This window comes from Rhizobium sp. BK176, assembly GCF_024808055.1.
Map to the genome: position 1 here is coordinate 35,245 of NZ_JANUBV010000013.1, position 16,747 is coordinate 51,991.

General features: G+C 60.6%; 20 protein-coding genes. 6 read left to right on the top strand and 14 right to left on the bottom strand.

From position 1 onward, the window contains the following. Nucleotides 1-144: 144 nt before the first annotated feature. From FHT76_RS28695 to FHT76_RS28705, 3 genes are all read left to right on the top strand, one after another. Nucleotides 145-933 carry a DUF6597 domain-containing transcriptional factor gene (locus FHT76_RS28695; RefSeq protein ID WP_183862825.1) on the top strand — a complete coding sequence of 263 codons (789 nt, stop codon included), beginning with the start codon at nt 145-147 and terminating at the stop codon, nt 931-933. Between the two features lie 69 nt (nt 934-1,002). Beyond that, a complete protein-coding gene (locus FHT76_RS28700) occupies nt 1,003-1,401 on the top strand; it encodes an SRPBCC family protein (RefSeq protein ID WP_183862827.1) in 399 nt (132 codons plus the stop codon). Nucleotides 1,402-1,410: 9 nt separating this feature from the next. After that, the gene (locus FHT76_RS28705) at nt 1,411-1,764 is read left to right on the top strand and encodes a VOC family protein (RefSeq protein ID WP_183862829.1); all 354 of its coding nucleotides are present in this window, start codon (nt 1,411-1,413) and stop codon (nt 1,762-1,764) included. Here the strand turns inward: FHT76_RS28705 and FHT76_RS28710 are convergent, their stop codons facing one another. The 13 genes from FHT76_RS28710 to FHT76_RS28770 all read right to left on the bottom strand — a co-directional run bounded on the left by FHT76_RS28710 (nt 1,765) and on the right by FHT76_RS28770 (nt 13,987). Then, complete coding sequence (locus tag FHT76_RS28710; RefSeq protein ID WP_183862831.1) at nt 1,765-2,484, bottom strand: PAS domain-containing protein; 720 nt, start codon at nt 2,482-2,484, stop codon at nt 1,765-1,767. A 185-nt stretch (nt 2,485-2,669) separates the two neighbouring features. Then, nucleotides 2,670-3,605, bottom strand: a complete 936-nt coding sequence (locus tag FHT76_RS28715) for a lipid A biosynthesis lauroyl acyltransferase (protein WP_183862833.1) — start codon at nt 3,603-3,605, stop codon at nt 2,670-2,672. A gap of 4 nt (nt 3,606-3,609) precedes the next feature. Further along, on the bottom strand, nt 3,610-4,638 hold the full coding sequence (locus FHT76_RS28720) for a zinc-binding dehydrogenase (protein ID WP_183756313.1): 1,029 nt from the start codon (nt 4,636-4,638) through the stop codon (nt 3,610-3,612). 54 nt (nt 4,639-4,692) lie between these two features. Beyond that, on the bottom strand, nt 4,693-5,979 hold the full coding sequence (locus tag FHT76_RS28725) for a beta-ketoacyl-ACP synthase (RefSeq protein WP_114712928.1): 1,287 nt from the start codon (nt 5,977-5,979) through the stop codon (nt 4,693-4,695). A gap of 11 nt (nt 5,980-5,990) precedes the next feature. Beyond that, nucleotides 5,991-7,187 carry a beta-ketoacyl-ACP synthase gene (locus tag FHT76_RS28730; protein WP_183862835.1) on the bottom strand — a complete coding sequence of 399 codons (1,197 nt, stop codon included), beginning with the start codon at nt 7,185-7,187 and terminating at the stop codon, nt 5,991-5,993. Next, on the bottom strand, nt 7,184-7,666 hold the full coding sequence (locus tag FHT76_RS28735) for a 3-hydroxyacyl-ACP dehydratase FabZ family protein (RefSeq protein ID WP_183756311.1): 483 nt from the start codon (nt 7,664-7,666) through the stop codon (nt 7,184-7,186). Before FHT76_RS28735 ends, FHT76_RS28730 begins: the two co-directional genes overlap by 4 nt. A gap of 116 nt (nt 7,667-7,782) precedes the next feature. Then, on the bottom strand, nt 7,783-8,061 hold the full coding sequence (locus FHT76_RS28740; RefSeq protein ID WP_007533215.1) for an acyl carrier protein: 279 nt from the start codon (nt 8,059-8,061) through the stop codon (nt 7,783-7,785). 171 nt (nt 8,062-8,232) lie between these two features. Further along, entirely contained in the window at nt 8,233-9,213 is a 981-nt protein-coding gene (cbiB, locus tag FHT76_RS28745; RefSeq protein WP_183862837.1) for an adenosylcobinamide-phosphate synthase CbiB, read from the bottom strand. After that, on the bottom strand, nt 9,210-10,211 hold the full coding sequence (cobD, locus tag FHT76_RS28750) for a threonine-phosphate decarboxylase CobD (RefSeq protein WP_183862839.1): 1,002 nt from the start codon (nt 10,209-10,211) through the stop codon (nt 9,210-9,212). Before cobD ends, cbiB begins: the two co-directional genes overlap by 4 nt. Then, on the bottom strand, nt 10,208-11,515 hold the full coding sequence (locus FHT76_RS28755; protein ID WP_183862841.1) for a cobyrinate a,c-diamide synthase: 1,308 nt from the start codon (nt 11,513-11,515) through the stop codon (nt 10,208-10,210). Before FHT76_RS28755 ends, cobD begins: the two co-directional genes overlap by 4 nt. Continuing rightward, entirely contained in the window at nt 11,512-12,354 is an 843-nt protein-coding gene (gene cobA / locus FHT76_RS28760) for a uroporphyrinogen-III C-methyltransferase (RefSeq protein ID WP_183863028.1), read from the bottom strand. Before cobA ends, FHT76_RS28755 begins: the two co-directional genes overlap by 4 nt. A gap of 149 nt (nt 12,355-12,503) precedes the next feature. Beyond that, nucleotides 12,504-13,454, bottom strand: coding sequence for a nucleoside hydrolase (locus FHT76_RS28765; RefSeq protein WP_183862843.1), 951 nt, complete (start codon nt 13,452-13,454; stop codon nt 12,504-12,506). Nucleotides 13,455-13,528: 74 nt separating this feature from the next. Beyond that, nucleotides 13,529-13,987 carry a cobalamin biosynthesis protein gene (locus tag FHT76_RS28770; RefSeq protein WP_210296704.1) on the bottom strand — a complete coding sequence of 153 codons (459 nt, stop codon included), beginning with the start codon at nt 13,985-13,987 and terminating at the stop codon, nt 13,529-13,531. A gap of 58 nt (nt 13,988-14,045) precedes the next feature. On the opposite strand from FHT76_RS28770, the gene FHT76_RS28775 reads away from it, so the two are divergent. The 3 genes from FHT76_RS28775 to FHT76_RS28785 all read left to right on the top strand — a co-directional run bounded on the left by FHT76_RS28775 (nt 14,046) and on the right by FHT76_RS28785 (nt 16,113). Then, a complete protein-coding gene (locus tag FHT76_RS28775; RefSeq protein WP_183862845.1) occupies nt 14,046-14,831 on the top strand; it encodes a TSUP family transporter in 786 nt (261 codons plus the stop codon). A gap of 98 nt (nt 14,832-14,929) precedes the next feature. Further along, complete coding sequence (locus FHT76_RS28780) at nt 14,930-15,295, top strand: nuclear transport factor 2 family protein (RefSeq protein WP_183862848.1); 366 nt, start codon at nt 14,930-14,932, stop codon at nt 15,293-15,295. 2 nt (nt 15,296-15,297) lie between these two features. Then, nucleotides 15,298-16,113, top strand: coding sequence for a helix-turn-helix domain-containing protein (locus tag FHT76_RS28785; protein WP_183863032.1), 816 nt, complete (start codon nt 15,298-15,300; stop codon nt 16,111-16,113). Here the strand turns inward: FHT76_RS28785 and cobO are convergent, their stop codons facing one another. After that, nucleotides 16,114-16,746: a cob(I)yrinic acid a,c-diamide adenosyltransferase gene (cobO, locus tag FHT76_RS28790; RefSeq protein ID WP_113363901.1), complete on the bottom strand. Its 633-nt coding sequence runs from the start codon at nt 16,744-16,746 to the stop codon at nt 16,114-16,116. It lies immediately after the preceding gene. Nucleotide 16,747: the final 1 nt, after the last annotated feature.

The following is a 16,747-nucleotide window of genomic DNA, read 5'->3' on the forward strand; positions in this document are numbered from 1 at the left end:
TACACCTCCGATGAGTCAATTTGGACCGGTGTTGTGGCACTCTCTGGCTCAAACGGCAAGTTCGATTCGCCTTCGAATTGGCCTCGTATTGCCGGCATTCCAAACTAAGCCATATTCCCTCGTAGCATCACAGGAATGGGAACGATGAGCCGCACAGCAGCACAGGAGGCCGCCGTTTTGGCGTCACGCGCCGGTTGGTATAGGGAGTATGCGCCGACGCCCGTGCTTGCAGCTCATTTTCACTGCCTGTGGTCACACGATATCCACGACGGCCCCGAGCACAGGATTGCCATTGTGCCGGACGGCTACTGCGACATCGTCTGGATGGGTGGCAGACTTGTGGTCGCGGGGCCTGACCGGAGTAGTGCCTTCCCATCGATTGCCGGCGGAGAAAGGATCGTGGGGGCTCGGTTCGCCCCGGGCGCAGCCGCCGACTGGCTCCGGGTGCCACTCTGCGAGATTGTCGGCCAATCCATTCCTCTGGAGAATTTTTGGGGCGCAGCGGCGCTACGATTGAATGAACGGCTGGGAGGCTGTGCGGAACCGTACGAACGCCTGCTGCAGTTGAAGACCGCACTTGAGCAGGCGGCCACCAGACATACGGCACCAGCCAGTGACATGGCATCGGTATTTACGCGAGCGAGCGACCTGTCACAATCAGGGAGCCTCGCCGATGCGATGCTCGACGAACTCTCGATCGGCGCCCGCCAGCTTCGCCGGCGCTGCCATACCCATTTCGGCTATGGGCCGAAAATGCTCGCTCGAATTCGCCGCTTTCAGGGAATGCTCGGTCTATGTCGAAGTCCGAAGGCCCTCCCACTCGCGGAACTGGCCGCAGCGGCTGGCTATGCGGATCAGGCTCACATGACCCGCGATGCGCGCGAAATTTCGACACTGACGCCAATGCAGCTCCAGCAGCAATTGGCCGGTTGAACGTCCGTTTTCTTCAATACGAAAACGGACATTCTGCTATTTCCATTTAGAACCACGCAGGAAAGCGCCATGTCTACGATGACCGCAAAGATCGTCCACCGCTCCATCGACCGGAACTGGCGTGATGTCTATGCCTTCGCCGCGGCCCCTGAAAACATGCCGCTGTGGGCGTCGGGCTTGGCGTCCGGGCTCGAACTCAGTGGAGATGACTGGATTGCGACCGGCACACTCGGTGCAGTCAACGTCAGTTTCGTCCCGCACAACGAGTTCGGCGTCATCGATCATACCGTGACGATCGAGAGCGGCTTGCGGGTCTACAACGCGCTCCGCATCGTGCCGAATGGCGACGGCTGCGAGATCATGTTCACGTTGTTACGCATCCCTGGCATGACCGATGAGCAGTTCGAGGCCGATGCCGCCCATATCGCGAAAGATCTGGCGGCACTGAAGGCATTGATGGAAGCATAGGGGGAAATCATGGCCACACCAACGGACAACCGACGCATCGATTACGTCGAATTCAATGTCAACAACATCGAGGCTTCGAAAGCGTTCTACGGCAAGGCTTTCGGCTGGTCCTTTACCGACTACGGCTCGGAATACTGCGAATTCGATGATGGACGGCTCAAAGGCGGCTTTACGACATTGGGCACTCCGCGGCCCGGTGGAGCTCTCATCGTCCTCTATGCTGACGATCTTGAAGCCGCCCTTTCAAGTGTGGAAAGCGCCGGCGGAACCATAGTGAAGCCGATCACCGGATTCCCCGGCGGACGCCGGTTTCACTTCAGTGATCCGGATGGGTATGAACTCGCCGTCTGGACGAAGAGCTGATCACGCCGCGACGGTGGACGCTGTCGCTCCAGCGTGCTGTAGAACGATCAGAGCTCCAATGACGCTTCCCGACGAATCGCGAAGCGGTGACATACGGCAACGAACAGTCCTCATGGTGGCGCCGTCGCGACGCTCGTACGCATAATCGCTGCCACGTCCGGCGAAACATTCGTCGAGCTTCGCCTTCGGCCCCTCGTAGAAGCGCTTTTCGCCGATGAACTCGATCAGATGACGCCCAATCATGTCGATCGGCTTCCGGCCGAGATATGCCGAGTTCACGGTGTTGGAATAGAGGTAGCGATAGTCTCGCGTCAGCACGGCGACGCGGTCCGGCATTGCATCGAGGATTGCAGCGTTCAAGAAGTTGCCGTTGTCGACATTCGGCGTAAATGCGAAGGGATCGGCGACAGGCAGCCGTTCCACCGGAGGCATCCGCCACCGCGGCGTCGCACTACCGAAATACTTGTCCATCAAGGACGAGAGCAATCCGACATAGCCGCGCACGGACTCGCTGTCTTCGGCATACTGCTCGATAAGGCAGCCAACAAATTCGAGCTGCATGTGAACTTCGAGAACTGTAGTTGCGGGATGCGCAAGGATCGCATCGACAAGTGGCTCGACCGAGCAATCGAGTACGCTTACGCGCAGATCATCCCCCGCAGCGATGGCCGCGTCGATTTGCGCACAACACAACGAAAACGCCCGAAAAAGTCCCAGCAAGACGCCTCCAAATACATCCTCTAAAAGAATGCCACCGAGATCGGCCGAGCTTTGCATCACGCAAGTTGAAGCCGCCGGTGTCCGGCCACTCGCCTTGATGGAAATTGGTAACATGACGCTCGTTCACATTCAATGAACGCATATCACTGTTTTTCAATGACAAGATGTAGGGATCGCCAGAGCGTTTACTTCAGGACGTCGTGCTTTATCTTCCAGCGGTCGTGATACCAAAGCCATTGCTCAGGATATTCTCGAACCCAGCTTTCCACCTTGTCGTTCAGGAGCTGCGCAGTCGCGACCATGTCGAGATTGCCGTTGGCATCCCGCGGCATCTCAAGCTTCGGCTCTATCTCCAGCCGATAGCGATTTCCCGGAAGCCGAATGCAGCGTGCCGGATAAACGTCGCAGTTGAACTGCCGGACCAGCTTTCCAAGCAGCGGATTGGTCTTTACGTCGAGGCCGAAGAACTTTGTATTCAGTCCCTTGCCGAACTTCTGGTCAACCAGCACGCCGACGCCCTGCCCCGCTTCAAGCTGCCGGGCCAGCGCAAACGACGAACCAGCGTGAGATGGGACCAGCTTGCCCATGCGGGCGCTGCGAAAGTCGAAGACTTTCTGCGCGACATAGGGATTGTTCGGTGGCCGGAAAAGGACGGACACATAGAGACCGAACGCCGCACCGGCCACCGGCAAGAGTTCGAAATTGCCGGTATGCCCCGTGAATACGATAAAGGGACGCGGATTTTCGAGTAGGTCGATGAAGATCGGTATCCCCGAGACTTCAACCCGGCCTGGCTCTTCGCGTTGATACTCGAAATCAAACAGTCGGTCGAGGAACACGTACTCTGCAGCAAGCCGCCCCATGTTGCCCCAGCTCGCTAAGGCAATCTCCTCAATCTCAGCATCGCCCTTTTCGGGAAAGGCATTGCGGAGATTGGTCAGCATCAGCCGGTGACGTTTCGTGCGCGGACCGAGCTTGCGGGTCAGCCAATCCGCGAAGTTGATCGCACCGTCAGCCGGGAACAGCTTCAGGAAGTTCAGGAAACCGAACATCGCCTGGGCGATCAACCACTGGCGAAAGTGGATGAGAGCCAGCACGATCTTAGTGATGAAGAGCTTCAAGGGCTCAATCCATCTTGAGGATGATCTTGCCGAAGATCTGACGCGATTCCATGCGCTCCAATGCCCGATCGATGTCATCGAATCGGACTTCAGTATCGATGACAGGATGCACCAGTCCGCGCCCCATTTTTTGCATGGCGTTCGCCATGTTCTCCATGCGGCAACCGAACGAGCCGAGCAGCTTCAGCTGCTGCTGGAAGAGCATCATCAGGTTCATGTCGGTGGAAACGCCGGACGTCGAGCCGCAGGTCACGAGGCGGCCGCCGCGCTTCATCGACAGCATTGAGCCTGCCCAGGTGTCCTTGCCGACGTGCTCGAAAACGACGTCGACGCCCTTCTTCTTGGTCAGCTTGCGAACGACGCCTTCGAAGCGGTCCGTGCGGTAGTTGATGACGTGATCCGCGCCGAGTGCCTTGGCCTTCTCGATCTTGTCGTCGGAGCCGACAGTCGTGATGACAGTGCAGCCGATCTTCTTGGCGAGCTGAATCGCCGCCGTGCCAATGCCGGAACCACCCGCATGAACTAGGATGGTTTCGCCCGGCTCCAGCTTGGCGTTGTCGAACAGCATGTGCTCAACCGTTCCGAAGGTTACCGGAGCGAGTGCGGCGCCAATCGCGTCAACGCCCGGAGGAGCAGGAACCAGCAGGCGCGCCGGCAGGTTCACCTTTTCCTGGGCGAATCCGTCAAGGTGGAAGCCGTGAACGCCGGAGACATGCTCACAGAGATTGTCGCGTCCCTCGCTGCACGGACGGCAGAGACCGCAGGTGCGGGCGCCATAGATCGATACAAGCTGGCCTGGCAGGACGTTGGCAACGCCAGGCCCGATCGTTTCCACAACGCCTGCAGCTTCCGCGCCGATCACCAGCGGCATCTTGCGCTTAGCAAACGCCATGCCGCGCCAGCCCCAGACATCGATGTGATTGAGGGCAACGGCCTTGACACGCAGCGTAACCTCGCCCGGGCCGGGCGCATCCGGTTCCGGAAGGTCGGTGATCTCAAGCTTGCGATCGTCAATCAGTTGCAAAGCGCGCATGGCAAAGTCCTTCGCCGCGAAGGCGTTCTATCTCGATGTTTTGTCGGGAACCGATTAAGCCGGTTCGAGCGCCATGACAAGGCTGGCATTCTGCCCGCCGAAGCCGAAGGAGTTGGAAAGCACGGCGTTGACCTGGCTTTCCCGCTTCTTGTTTGGCACCACGTCGATAACGATCGATGGATCGGGGTTTGTGTAGTTGATCGTCGGCGGTAGCGTGCCGGTCAGCATCGTCTGGAGCGAGAACACCGCTTCCACCGCGCCTGCAGCCGTCAGAGTGTGGCCGATCATCGACTTGTTCGACGACAACGGAATGGACGCCATCCGCTCGCCGAACACAGCCAGCATGGAGGCATATTCCATCTTGTCGTTCTCTGGTGTCGAAGTGCCGTGGGCGTTGATGTAGCCGATGTCGCCCTCACCCATGCCAGCGTCGGCCAGCGCCGCGCGGATCGTCGCGATCGCGGGTCCGCCATCAGGCGATGAACGTGTACGATGGAAGGAGTCGGCCTTTTCGCCGGCCCCCTTCATGATGCCGAGAATCTTGGCGCCACGCGCTACCGCCGCCTCCAGCGACTCCAGCACCAGCGTAGCAGCACCTTCGGCGATGACGAAGCCGTCGCGATCCTTGCTGAAGGGCTTGGAAGCCTTGGTCGGCGGATCGTTCTGGGTGGAGAGCGCCGAAAGCAGCGAGAAGCGGATCAGTGCCTCTGCGCTTACAGAACCATCGGTCGCGACCGCAAGCGCCCGCGACGTGCGCCCTTGGCGGATCGCTTCTATTCCGAGCTGGATGGCAGTCGCGCCAGACGCGCAGGCCGTCGACAGTGTGACCGGCAGGCCGCGTGTGCCGAAGCGGTCGGCCAGGCGCTCGGAAATCGCTCCGAACAACGATGCCTCGTGGAAAGCCGCATCCGGACGCTGGCGCATGGCAGCCAGGAACCGGTCGTAGGCATCCCCGGCATGATCGGCCGGCGGCGAACGGTCGGCGAGATCGAAGCGTGCGCTCCATTCCGGTTCGATCGGCGGCGCCGCGAGAAATAGCGGACCGTCGAAATCGCCACTGATGCCAGCATCGGCCAGCGCTTCGATCGTCGTTTCACGCGCGAATGCGTAAGACCGCTCCACGGCATTGGCGACCGGAATGTCGATAAAGTCGACGGTGCCGGCGATGCGGGTCGACAGTCCCTCGGTCGGAAAGCGCTCGATGGCGTGAATGCCGGAGGTACCGGCGGTGAGTGCCGCCCAGTTGTCCTTCAGGCCCTGCCCCAGCGAAGTAATGATACCGACACCCGTCACTGCGACGATCGGACGGCCGAGGTGATCCTTGTAAGCCGAATCTTTCATTTGCACACTCCTCACGCTTCCGCGGAAAGAACCGCGACGCCTTCGCCGCGTTGGTGACCGACGGTGGTAACGATCGCTGCCTTGGTCGCGGCTGCCATCGGCTTCTCGTGGCTCGGATCAAAGACCGGAACCTTCGCCTTGCTATCGACGGCCAATGCTCCCAGCGCCAAGCCAAGCGTGAAATGCGCCTCAAGGCCGTGGCCAGTGATACCGCCGAAACCGCGGACAGCGGCACCCGGCAGATGACGCTCGAGGACGGATCGCTCGCGGGTGGCCAGATCGGGAATACCGGTCGAGCCTGAGAAGATCGCTGTGCTTTCCGGCGACAGGCCGGACGCGTTTTCAAGCAAGCGCTCGAGGCGTTTCTCGAGGTTACCGGCATTGCGGTTGCCGCGGTCGCCTTCGATCGACGTGATCGACGCGTAGATGCGCGCGCCGCGTGCTTCGGCATGCGCGCGCGACTCAAGCACCAGAAACGCACCCAGCGAACCGGAAATGACGCCGCCATGATCGCGAGACCAGAGTGGCTGCCATTCGTCGCGGCAGTAGACGTTGATGGCTTCGAACAGGAGCACCATATCCAGGCGCTCGGCTGAATAGGCGCCGCCCACCAGCGCGTGGGTCGATTCACCCGACCTGATGCGATGGAAGGCTGTCTCGACGGCGGAAATGCCGGCGGACTCCTCGCCCATGAAGGTTCTCGAGGAACCGGTGACCTTGTGGACGATGGAAATGTTGCCTGCGAGCAGGTTCGAAAGCTGGGCCAGAAACAGGGTCGGCCGCAGTTCCGTCGTCAACTTCTCGTTCAGGAGAGCTTCGCGGTCATTACGCTTCAGGCCCTCGTCTACGATCAACGTATCGACATTGATGTCGCGCTCGCCACCACCGGCAGCGACGATCATGTCCATGGTGCCGCAGGCGTCCGCATTATCCTTGAAGCCGGCATCATCCAGCGCGAGGCCGGCTGCAAAAACACCGATCCGCTGCCAGTTTTCCATCTGCCGCTGATCGCCACGCTTGGCGATCTGTTGCGACCAGTCGATCTCCGGCAAAGGATGGACCGGGTAAGGCCTGAATTTATCAAGCTCGACAATCGTCTGCGGCGCGCCTTCGGCGTTGAGCAACGCAACATGCGGCTCCTTGCCGACGCCCTGGCAGGTGACAATGCCGACGCCTGTAATCACGACATCATTCTGAGCCTTACTCATCCATTCACTCCCTGCGCAGCGATCGCATCCATCAGGCCGACTTCACCGGCACGCTTCTTGACGATATCTCCCAGCGGAACCTCGCTGAAAGGCATGGTCCGCAACTTCAATTGCGCATCGCAAACCTTTTTGCCGGCGCTTGTGATCTTCGCCTTGGTTACGGCAAATCCCGAGCCGTCGTGCTCCAAAAGCGCCTCGATATCAAGCACAGCTTCCGGCTCCACGAAGGTACGCATCTTGGCGCCGTCGACGGACATCAGGAAAGGCATGGCAGCAAAATCAGTGGCTGCGAGCACGAGCATGCCCGATGCTTGCGCCATCGTTTCGATCAGCAGCACGCCGGGAACCAGGGGCATACCGGGAAAATGACCTTCGAAGACCGGGCTCTTCGCCGGCACGACGGAGCGCGCCCTCAGCGTCCCCTTCTGAAGGTCGACCGCCTCGATGCGGTCAATCATCTGGAAGTATTCCAGTAGCATCGAATCCTCCGGCCACAAGGACACCTTGCCCCGCGGCTAGACCTACTTAGGAACAAAACCGCCCGGCCGCCATGGTTAACAGCGGCAGGGCGGGAGAAAAAGATGACGGTGCCGAATCAGGCCTTGGCGGCGCGCAGCTCGTCGATCTTGGCACAGAGGTTCTTCAGCACGAAATATTCTTCCGTGGAAACCTTGCCTTCGTTGACTTCCTGCGTCCACTTCTCGAGCGGGATCTTGATGCCGAATTCCTTGTCGATGGCGAAGACGATATCGAGGAAGTCGAGGCTGTCGATACCGAGGTCGTCGATCGTATGGCTCTCCGGCTTGATCGTATCGCGATCGATCTCGCTGGTTTCTGCAATGATGTCGGCAACTTTATCGAATGTAGCGGTCACGCCTTTACCTCTTGAAATGACGATTTAACCCTCCTCATAGGCAAATCCATTTCAAAAAGCCAATGCTTTCCGCCGTCCCGGCACGCAATTTGCAGGACCAGTGTTGCTTAAACAGCAAAGCATAACGAGCCGCTTGCCACCAAGCGCGTTGGCAACACAGCTTGCCTGCGCCTAGAGCAGCAGGAGGAAAAGAACTAGGGCCGCCCCAGCAAGCATTGAACAGCTGGCATAGAAGACAGAGATGCCATCCTCGATATCGGCGACAGTTGCCGTTTCACGCCCACTGCCGTTGATCATCGGCTCCATGACAACGATGCCGGAGTAAACTCGTGGCCCGGCAAGCTGTACATCCAGCGCGCCGGCCATTGCTGCTTCCGGTCGCCCGGAATTCGGCGAGCGGTGGAGGCCACCGTCGCGCGCAGCAATGCGAAGGGCCTCCTGGCAGGCGGTTCGCCCTCGCCGCAACCAGGCCCCGGCTGCGATAAGGAGAATCGAAAAGCGTGCCGCCGGCCAATTGGCGAAATCGTCCAGACGCGCCGCAGCCCAACCGAAATCGGCGTATCGCTCGGACTTGTGGCCGATCATCGAATCCGCCGTGTTCAGCATCTTGTAGGCAAATAGGCCGGGCAAGCCGAACACGGCATACCACAAAGCAGGCGCAACGACGCCATCCGAGAAATTCTCCGCCAGACTCTCGATCGCGGCGCGGCAGACGGCGGGCTCGTCCAATGTTTCCGGGTCACGCCCGACAATTCGCGAAACCGCCTGCCGGCCACCATCCAGGCCACCGTTTTTCAGACCGGCCGCAACAGCTCCCACGTGGTCGGCAAGGCTTTTTTGCGCCATGAAGACGGCAACGCACATAACCTCCAAAAGTATCCCGGCCACACCGAACAGCGAGAAGACCCAGTGCAACACGGCGCCGGCAACGGCACTCACGCTCAGGAGGCCGACAATCGACCAGACCCCATTACGCCGGCGCACGCGTTTGTGAAGCTCTTCCCGATTGAACATCCGGTCGATGCGCGAGATCGCATTTCCAAACAGCACGACTGGATGCTGCAGCCGCATCCACAGCGCATCCGGATCACCGACGATCCGGTCAAGCAAAAGGGCCAGAACCAGCACGAGGAGATTATGGTCAAGCGTCATGGTCTGAAACTCTGCAGTGCATTGGACAGCCGCTGGTCGCCAGCTACATCGGCGGCAAGACCGAAGCGCAACCATCGCGGCTCATAGTCGAATTTGCGGACCAGAATGTGATTCCGGCAAAGATGCTGGTGCAACTCGCCTGCCTGCTCATCGTCGACAAGCGCAAACAGATCGGTCCCGCCGATGACCTGTAGGCCGCCTTCTTCGAGAGTTCTGCGCAACACGCCGGCCCTTTCCGACAGCCGACGCTGTATTGCGGTGACATCCGATGCAAACAACTCTGTTGCGATCGAAAGCGCGGGCCCCGATACCGCCCAGGGCCCTTGCAGTTCTTCGAGCCGTCGCAGAATTGGCACCACGGCCACGACAAATCCCAGGCGCAATCCCGCCAGCCCGAAAAACTTGCCGAACGAACGACAGATGAGAACATTCGGTAGCTGTGCCACAAAGGGCACCAAGCTCAGCTCGGGGCATGTGTCGCCGAAGGCTTCATCCAGGACGACAAAAGCTCCCCTAGCGTGCACTTCCTTGCTGAATGCGACAAGTTCCTCCGGAGCATAGGCACGACCGGTGGGATTGTTCGGATTGGCGATGACGATAACTGCGTGCTCGGTTTCGACGTCATCCAAGCGGGTGACCAAATCAACGGAGCAGCCCGCCATCCTGAAGGCGCGCTCATATTCACCGTAGGTCGGCCCGAGAATCGCGACCCTCCCGGCAACCTCGAGGAGCCGCGGCAACAGCTGGATCACCGATTGCGTGCCCGGAACGGGGAGCGGCAAAATCTCGCCGCTGCGATAATAGCTCCGCGCCGCAGCGCGCGCCCGATCGACTAGATACCTGTCCGGCAGACGATGCCATGCGCGCATCGGGACATCGGGCAGCGGAACGGGGCACGGGTTAATCCCTGTGGAGAGATCGAGCCACTGCTCCAACTCGCCGCCATACATGACAGCTGCAGCCGTTATCCCGCCCCCGTGAACGATCGGGGTGTTCATCTTGTCCCCTCGGCAACGTCGATGAGATGCATATAGGATCCAGCAATCTGGCCACGCTGGAGGCCTGCTTGCCCGAGGTCGTTGCCCAAGGCATCCGTCACCTGGAAAAGCCGATCGGCCTTGCCTTCGGAAACCACGGCCGAATAGTGAAACTCGTGCGCCGTCATGGCTTTTTCGAAGTAGGGCGAGTTCAACGGCGTCACGCGTCGATAGCCGAGGTGCCGCTTGCGCTCCTCGTAGCTTGTGACGACTGGCAGGAGGCCGAGCATCTCGTGGCGCTTGCCGGCTCCGTCTATCAAGCCTTCGCCGAGAACCATGTATCCGCCGCACTCGCCGTAGATCCGCACGTCCTTAGCCGCGGCATCGAGAAGCCTTGCCCGGAAATTGCGCGCAGCGGCGATCCGCCCGGGATGCAGTTCGGGATAGCCGCCCGGAAGATAGATTGCGTCAGTCGTCGGATCCGGCCCCTCATCGGCAAGCGGTGAGAAGAATGAGATCTCCGCGCCGCGTCGGCGCCAGCCGAGCAACATATGTTCATAAGAGAAGGCAAAGGCGATGTCGCGGGCGACCGCAATCTTACTACCGAGCGGCGGTAGCCGCGCAATGTTCGCGGTGGATGGACGGTTCAGGCCTTGCCGCGCAATGCGCAGCAGAAACTCGAAATTGCATTCTTCCGATACGGCATCCGCCGCATGCTCTATGAAGCTCTCGAGCGTCTGGTGCTCTCCCGCCTGAACAAGCCCGAGATGTCTCTCAGGCAGGGCGATCTCATTGTCCCGGCGGACGACGGCAACGATCGGCATACGGATCGCTTCGAGCGCCCCGCGAAGCATCATCTCGTGACGATCGCCACCAACCTTGTTGAGGATCACGCCTGCGATGCGGACATCGGCGCGGAAACCCGCAAATCCTGTCACCAGCGCCGCCACCGACTGCGACATATGCGAGGCATCGACGACAAGCACGACGGAAAGGCCGAGCATGGCTGCGAGATCGGCCGCGGTCCCCTTGCCGTCGGTCGCACCATCGAAGAGCCCCATCATCGCTTCGATGATGAGAATGCGGTCTCCGGAGCGATGCAGGGTCGCATTGGCGGAGATCAATTCCGGCCGCATCGCCCACGGATCGAAGTTGAGACAGGCAACACCACTTGCCGCAGCGTGAAACGCCGGGTCGATATAATCTGGGCCCGCCTTGCCGGGCGCGATCGCAACACCGCGTTTGCGAAGCGCGCGCAGCAACCCCAGCGTCACCGTCGTCTTCCCCGATCCGGAGGAAGGAGCCGCAATCAACAAACCGCTCATGCCGTCTCCCTGCTGTTCGAGTCCCGAAACGGATCAGGGCGCAACCTGCGTCCTGCGAGTGCACCCAGCCAATCAAGCGACTGCCGCAGCCGCACGACCTCCCCGACAACGACGATCGCCGGTGGCTCAAGGCCGGAGGCAGCAACAGCCGAAGGAGCCTCAGCAAGTATGGTTTCAAGCACCTGCTGGTCACCGGTCGACGCGTTGCAGACGAAAGCGACCGGCTCTGTCGGAGAACGCCCCGCGGCAATCAGGTTCCTGCTGATCTGAGCGATATGCTTCATCGCCATGTACATGACGATCACCGGCGAGCCTTTTCCGATCGCTTCCCAATTGATGGCGTCCGGCACGATCCCCGAGGAGTCGTGCCCTGTCAGGAATGTCACCGCATGGTTGACATCGCGGTGGGTGACCGGAATGCCGGCATAAGCCAGCCCGCCGATCCCGGCGGTGATGCCCGGAACGATGCGAAACGGAATGTTGTGCTCGACCAGCGTCAGCGCTTCCTCGCCGCCACGACCGAAGACAAAGGGATCGCCGCCCTTGAGACGGAGGACGCGCTTACCGGCACGGGCGAGTTCGACAAGCCGAAGCGAAATATCGCGCTGCTTGGCAGACGGCTTGCCACCTCGCTTTCCCGCATATTCCAGCAAGGCGTCTGGCCTAGCGAGCTTGAGGCAGTCGGCGTTCACTAGTGCATCGTGGACCACGACGTCCGCCTCCGCCAAGCCCTTGGCCGCGAGAAGCGTCAGCAGCCCAGGCTCGCCCGGCCCTGCACCAACAAGCCAGACGCTGCCCGGCTCAAGAGCCGGCAGATGTGAAAACGCAGCTTCGATCATTGGCATGATCTATGCCCCACCGCTGGCAAGGTCAACGCCGCTGATCGGGCAGGCGCGAGATGTGAGCGCACACCTGCTCCGACCGTTCCATCGCGGGCAATCTTTATTTGCGATTCGCGCTCGGAAGCCCGCGTGACGAGAGCCAATCCTCAGGTCCGCAGCAGGGTATCGCGTATCAGACCGATGACCTTCTCAGATTCGATGCCGGTGCAGACCACCTGGCTTGGCAGGCCATCCCAATCACCCGGCGGGAAGCGGCGACCGTCCGGCTTCACGATCGTCTGTCCGTCGGCAATCCCGCCGCAGACAACCCGAACGGGACCGCTGACGATCGAGAACAGCTCGGGCGCGACGACGTAGACGCATGCGCAGCTGTCGTGAACCATCATGCCGTCTTCGACCGCATGCTTGTAAAAGTCGATGTAATCCTGCGAGAGGTCGTTCAGCAGCTTGACGGCGCCGTCGCCCTTGGCCGCAATGTCGGCAAGGTAGCCGCGGCTCATCGTCGTGATCGCGGTTACGTCGAGGCCAATGACGGCAACCTTCCAGGGTGCCGTCAGAACGATGTCGGCGGCCTCGGGATCGCCGTGGATGTTGGCTTCGGCGACCGGCGACACATTGCCGGGGACATAGAAGTTGCCGCCCATGATGACGACATCCTTCACGAGGCCGGCGATCTCCGGATCTTCCTTGATCGCCATCGCGAGGTTGGTCATGCGACCGACGGCAACCAGCCTGACCTCGCCGGGATTGGCGCGGACCGTATCAATGATGAAGCGATGAGCAGGCCGTGGGTCGAGCGGCAGATCGACGGTTTCAGGCACCTCGATGTTTCCGAGGCCGTTCTCGCCATGCACGAAGGTCGGCCACGCCCTTTCCTCGCGCGTCGGATCCACGGTCACGCTGGCCCCCTTGGCGACCGGCGCCGGAATGTTCCATTCGCGCTTGAGGAACAGCGCGTTGCGCGTCGTCGTCTCAACCGATGCGTTGCCGAAGACGGTGGTGATTCCGATCAGATCGATCTCGGGATGGCGGTGCAGGAAGAGCAGAGCCATTGCATCATCGACGCCCGGATCCGTGTCATAAATGACCTTGTGCATGAGTGTGCCTCTTTTCGTTATTGTCGCAGGGCAGCCGGACGGCGCCGCGAAGTCGGCGGTCACCATAACGTCCGCTAATCTTTCTGCAACAGGGCGCACGCAATCGCTGCCGTTGCGCGCGGCGACTTGATCTTCGGAACAACAAGCTCCCCGTTCGGTCCGATCGCCGCAAGCGCAGCGGATTCGGCGACCCCGTGGCACCCCACCCTGGCAAAAACAATCGCTGAAGGATTTTTCAGCCTCGGCGTTTCCTCCTCGAGCCGCACCGCAGCGAAGGTCAGAAACGGGACTGCGAGGTCATGGGCTATTTCACGGATCGCGCGCTCGTTGCCACGCGTATCAATGGAGGCAACGGCTGCCAATTCACCCGGGCCGATGCCCGCCGACGCCAGCGCGGCATTGGCAAGCTCAGTCACCTCGTCTACCGGTGTTCCACGCTCGCAGCCGAGACCGAGCACATACCGGCGCGACCCGTCGAATACATTTCCAGTCACGTGCGACAATGAAACCTGCCCCTGTGTCCACCAAGCCATTGCAGCACAGAGCCGGAAATGCAACATGCGCCGCATACCGTAGTCCAGAGTTTCCTCCTTGTCCGATCTTGCCCCTCATCTCGTCTTCATGCTGGCCGCAGCCGGGTTTTTCGCTGGCTTTGTCGATTCCATCGCCGGTGGCGGAGGCTTGATTACCGTCCCGGCGATGTTGATCGCAGGCATCCCACCGCTGCAGACGTTGGGCACCAACAAGGTGCAGTCGGTATTTGGGGCAGCTTCCGCGACGATCGCCTATGCCCGGAAGGGACATGTTCACCTGCGCACGCAGCTGCCGATGGCGCTGATGGCGGTTCTCGGCGGCTCGCTCGGCGCCGCCTTGGCAACAATTGTACCGGGAGATGTCCTTCGAGCGATCATGCCGGTCCTTCTGGTGGCAATCGCGCTCTATTTTGCGTTGAAGCCGAACCTCGGTGATGTCGACAAGCACCGCCGCATCTCGCCCTTTGTGTTCGGTCTGACGCTGGTGCCGGCCATTGGATTCTACGACGGTGTCTTTGGTCCGGGCACCGGATCGTTCTTCATGCTGTCCTTCGTGTCTCTTGCCGGCTTCGGCATGCTAAAGGCAACGGCGCACACCAAACTCCTGAACTTCGGCTCCAATGTCGGCGCCCTCGTTGTCTTTATTTCCTTCGGGGCGATCATCTGGAAGATCGGGCTGATGATGGGCGTCTGCCAGTTCCTGGGCGCGCAGCTAGGCTCGCGGCTCGCGATGCGCACTGGCGCGCGTCTGATCAAGCCTCTGCTGGTTCTTGTCTGCATCGCCTTCACGATCAAGCTTCTCGCCGATCCGGCCAATCCAATCCGCGTTTGGCTTGAAATCTGACGCCGCGTCCGATTACCTCCGGCGTAATTGAAGGGGCGCCGTCGCTTCTCCATGATCGCGATGCCTGGACGAACCGGGCGTCAACAGGAGATGATGCAATGACCGATGCGAACACCCTAGCCCAACGCTACATCGCGATCTGGAACGAGACGGAGGCGGCCCGCCGCAGCGCGTTGATCACGGAAAGCTGGCATGAGGCCGGCACCTACATCGATCCCTTGATGCGCGGCGTAGGCCACGACCAGATCAGCGCGCTTGTTGAAGCCGTGCATGCACGCTTCCCGGGTTTCCGGTTTGAACTTCTCGGTGCGGCCGATGGGTATGGCGACAATCTACGTTTTTCATGGGGCCTCGGACCGACGGGCGCCGAGCACCTCATAAAAGGCACTGATTTTGCAGTGCTCGAAGGTGGGCGGCTGAAGACCGTACACGGCTTCATCGATCAGCTTCCGGAAGCCGCGTGATGATGACACCCGCCCGCTCCCTTGGAGACTATCTCCGCGACTGGCGGCAGAAGCGCCGAATGAGCCAGCTCGACCTCGCGCTCGAGGCCGAAATCTCGCAGAGACATCTGAGCTTCATCGAGAGCGGGCGGTCGATCCCCAGCCGGGACATGCTGCTGCATCTGGCCGAACGGCTCGGCGTGCCGCTGCGCGATCGCAATCCAATGCTGCTTGCCGCCGGTTTTGCGCCGCTGTTTTCCGAGCGCTCGCTCGATGATCCGGCGCTCAAACCGGCGCGGCAGGCAGTCGACATGCTCCTCAAGGCACACGAGCCCTATCCCGCCCTTGCGATCGACCGCCACTGGACGTTGATTGCCGCCAATGACGCCATCGCCCCGCTTCTTGCCGGCATCGCAAATCGTACTTTGCTGGACGGCCCCATCAACGTCCTCCGTCTCAGCTTGCATCCCGACGGCTTGGCCCCGAAGATCGCCAACCTGCTGGAATGGCGGGCCCATCTCCTCGAGCGCCTGCACCAGCAGATTTCGGTTACAGGTGATCCAATCCTCGGCGAATTGCTGAAGGAATTATCCGCTTACCCGGTCTGCTGCGGCCGCGCGGAGATGAGCAGGAACGCCGACTATGCCGGTATCGCCGTCCCGCTCGAACTGGAAACAGAAGCAGGTTTGCTCTCGCTCCTGTCGACAACCACCGTTTTCGGCACGCCCGTGGACGTGACGCTCTCCGAACTTGCGATCGAATCCTTCTTCCCCGCCAACGAGCAGACGGCGACGATACTCATGCAAATTGCAAAGAGCGCAAGCTCCCAGGCGCTTTGATCAGAACTCGACGCCCGGTTGCCCCTTGATACCCGAGCGGAACGGATGCTTGATCAGCTCCATCTCGGTCACGAGATCAGCGATCTCGATCAGTTCGTCCTTGGCGTTGCGGCCGGTCAGGACGACATGAGTCATATACGGCTTCTCGTTCTTCAGGAATTCCACCACCTCATTGATGTCGAGGTAATCATATCGAAGTGCGATGTTGATCTCGTCGAGCAGCACCATGGAATTGCGCTCGTCGCGGATCAACTCTTTCGCCTTCTCCCAGGCGGCACCGGCCGCTGCCACATCGCGGGCGCGATCCTGCGTCTCCCAAGTGAAGCCCTCGCCCATGGTGTGGAACTGGCAGATGTCGGAGAAGTGCTTTTCGATCAGGTCGCGCTCGCCAGTCCACATCGCACCCTTGATGAACTGCACGACGGCCGAAGGCTTGCCATGCGCGATGTGCCGGAAGATCATCCCGAAGGCGGACGAAGACTTGCCCTTGCCCTTGCCGGTATGGACAATGATAAGGCCCTTCTCATCGGTCTTTGAGGCCATGATCTTGTCGCGGGCAGCCTTCTTCTTCGCCATCTTCTCGGCGTGGCGGGCGTCGTCGTGGCCAGCGGCTTCGGTGGTTTCGTCGGTCATC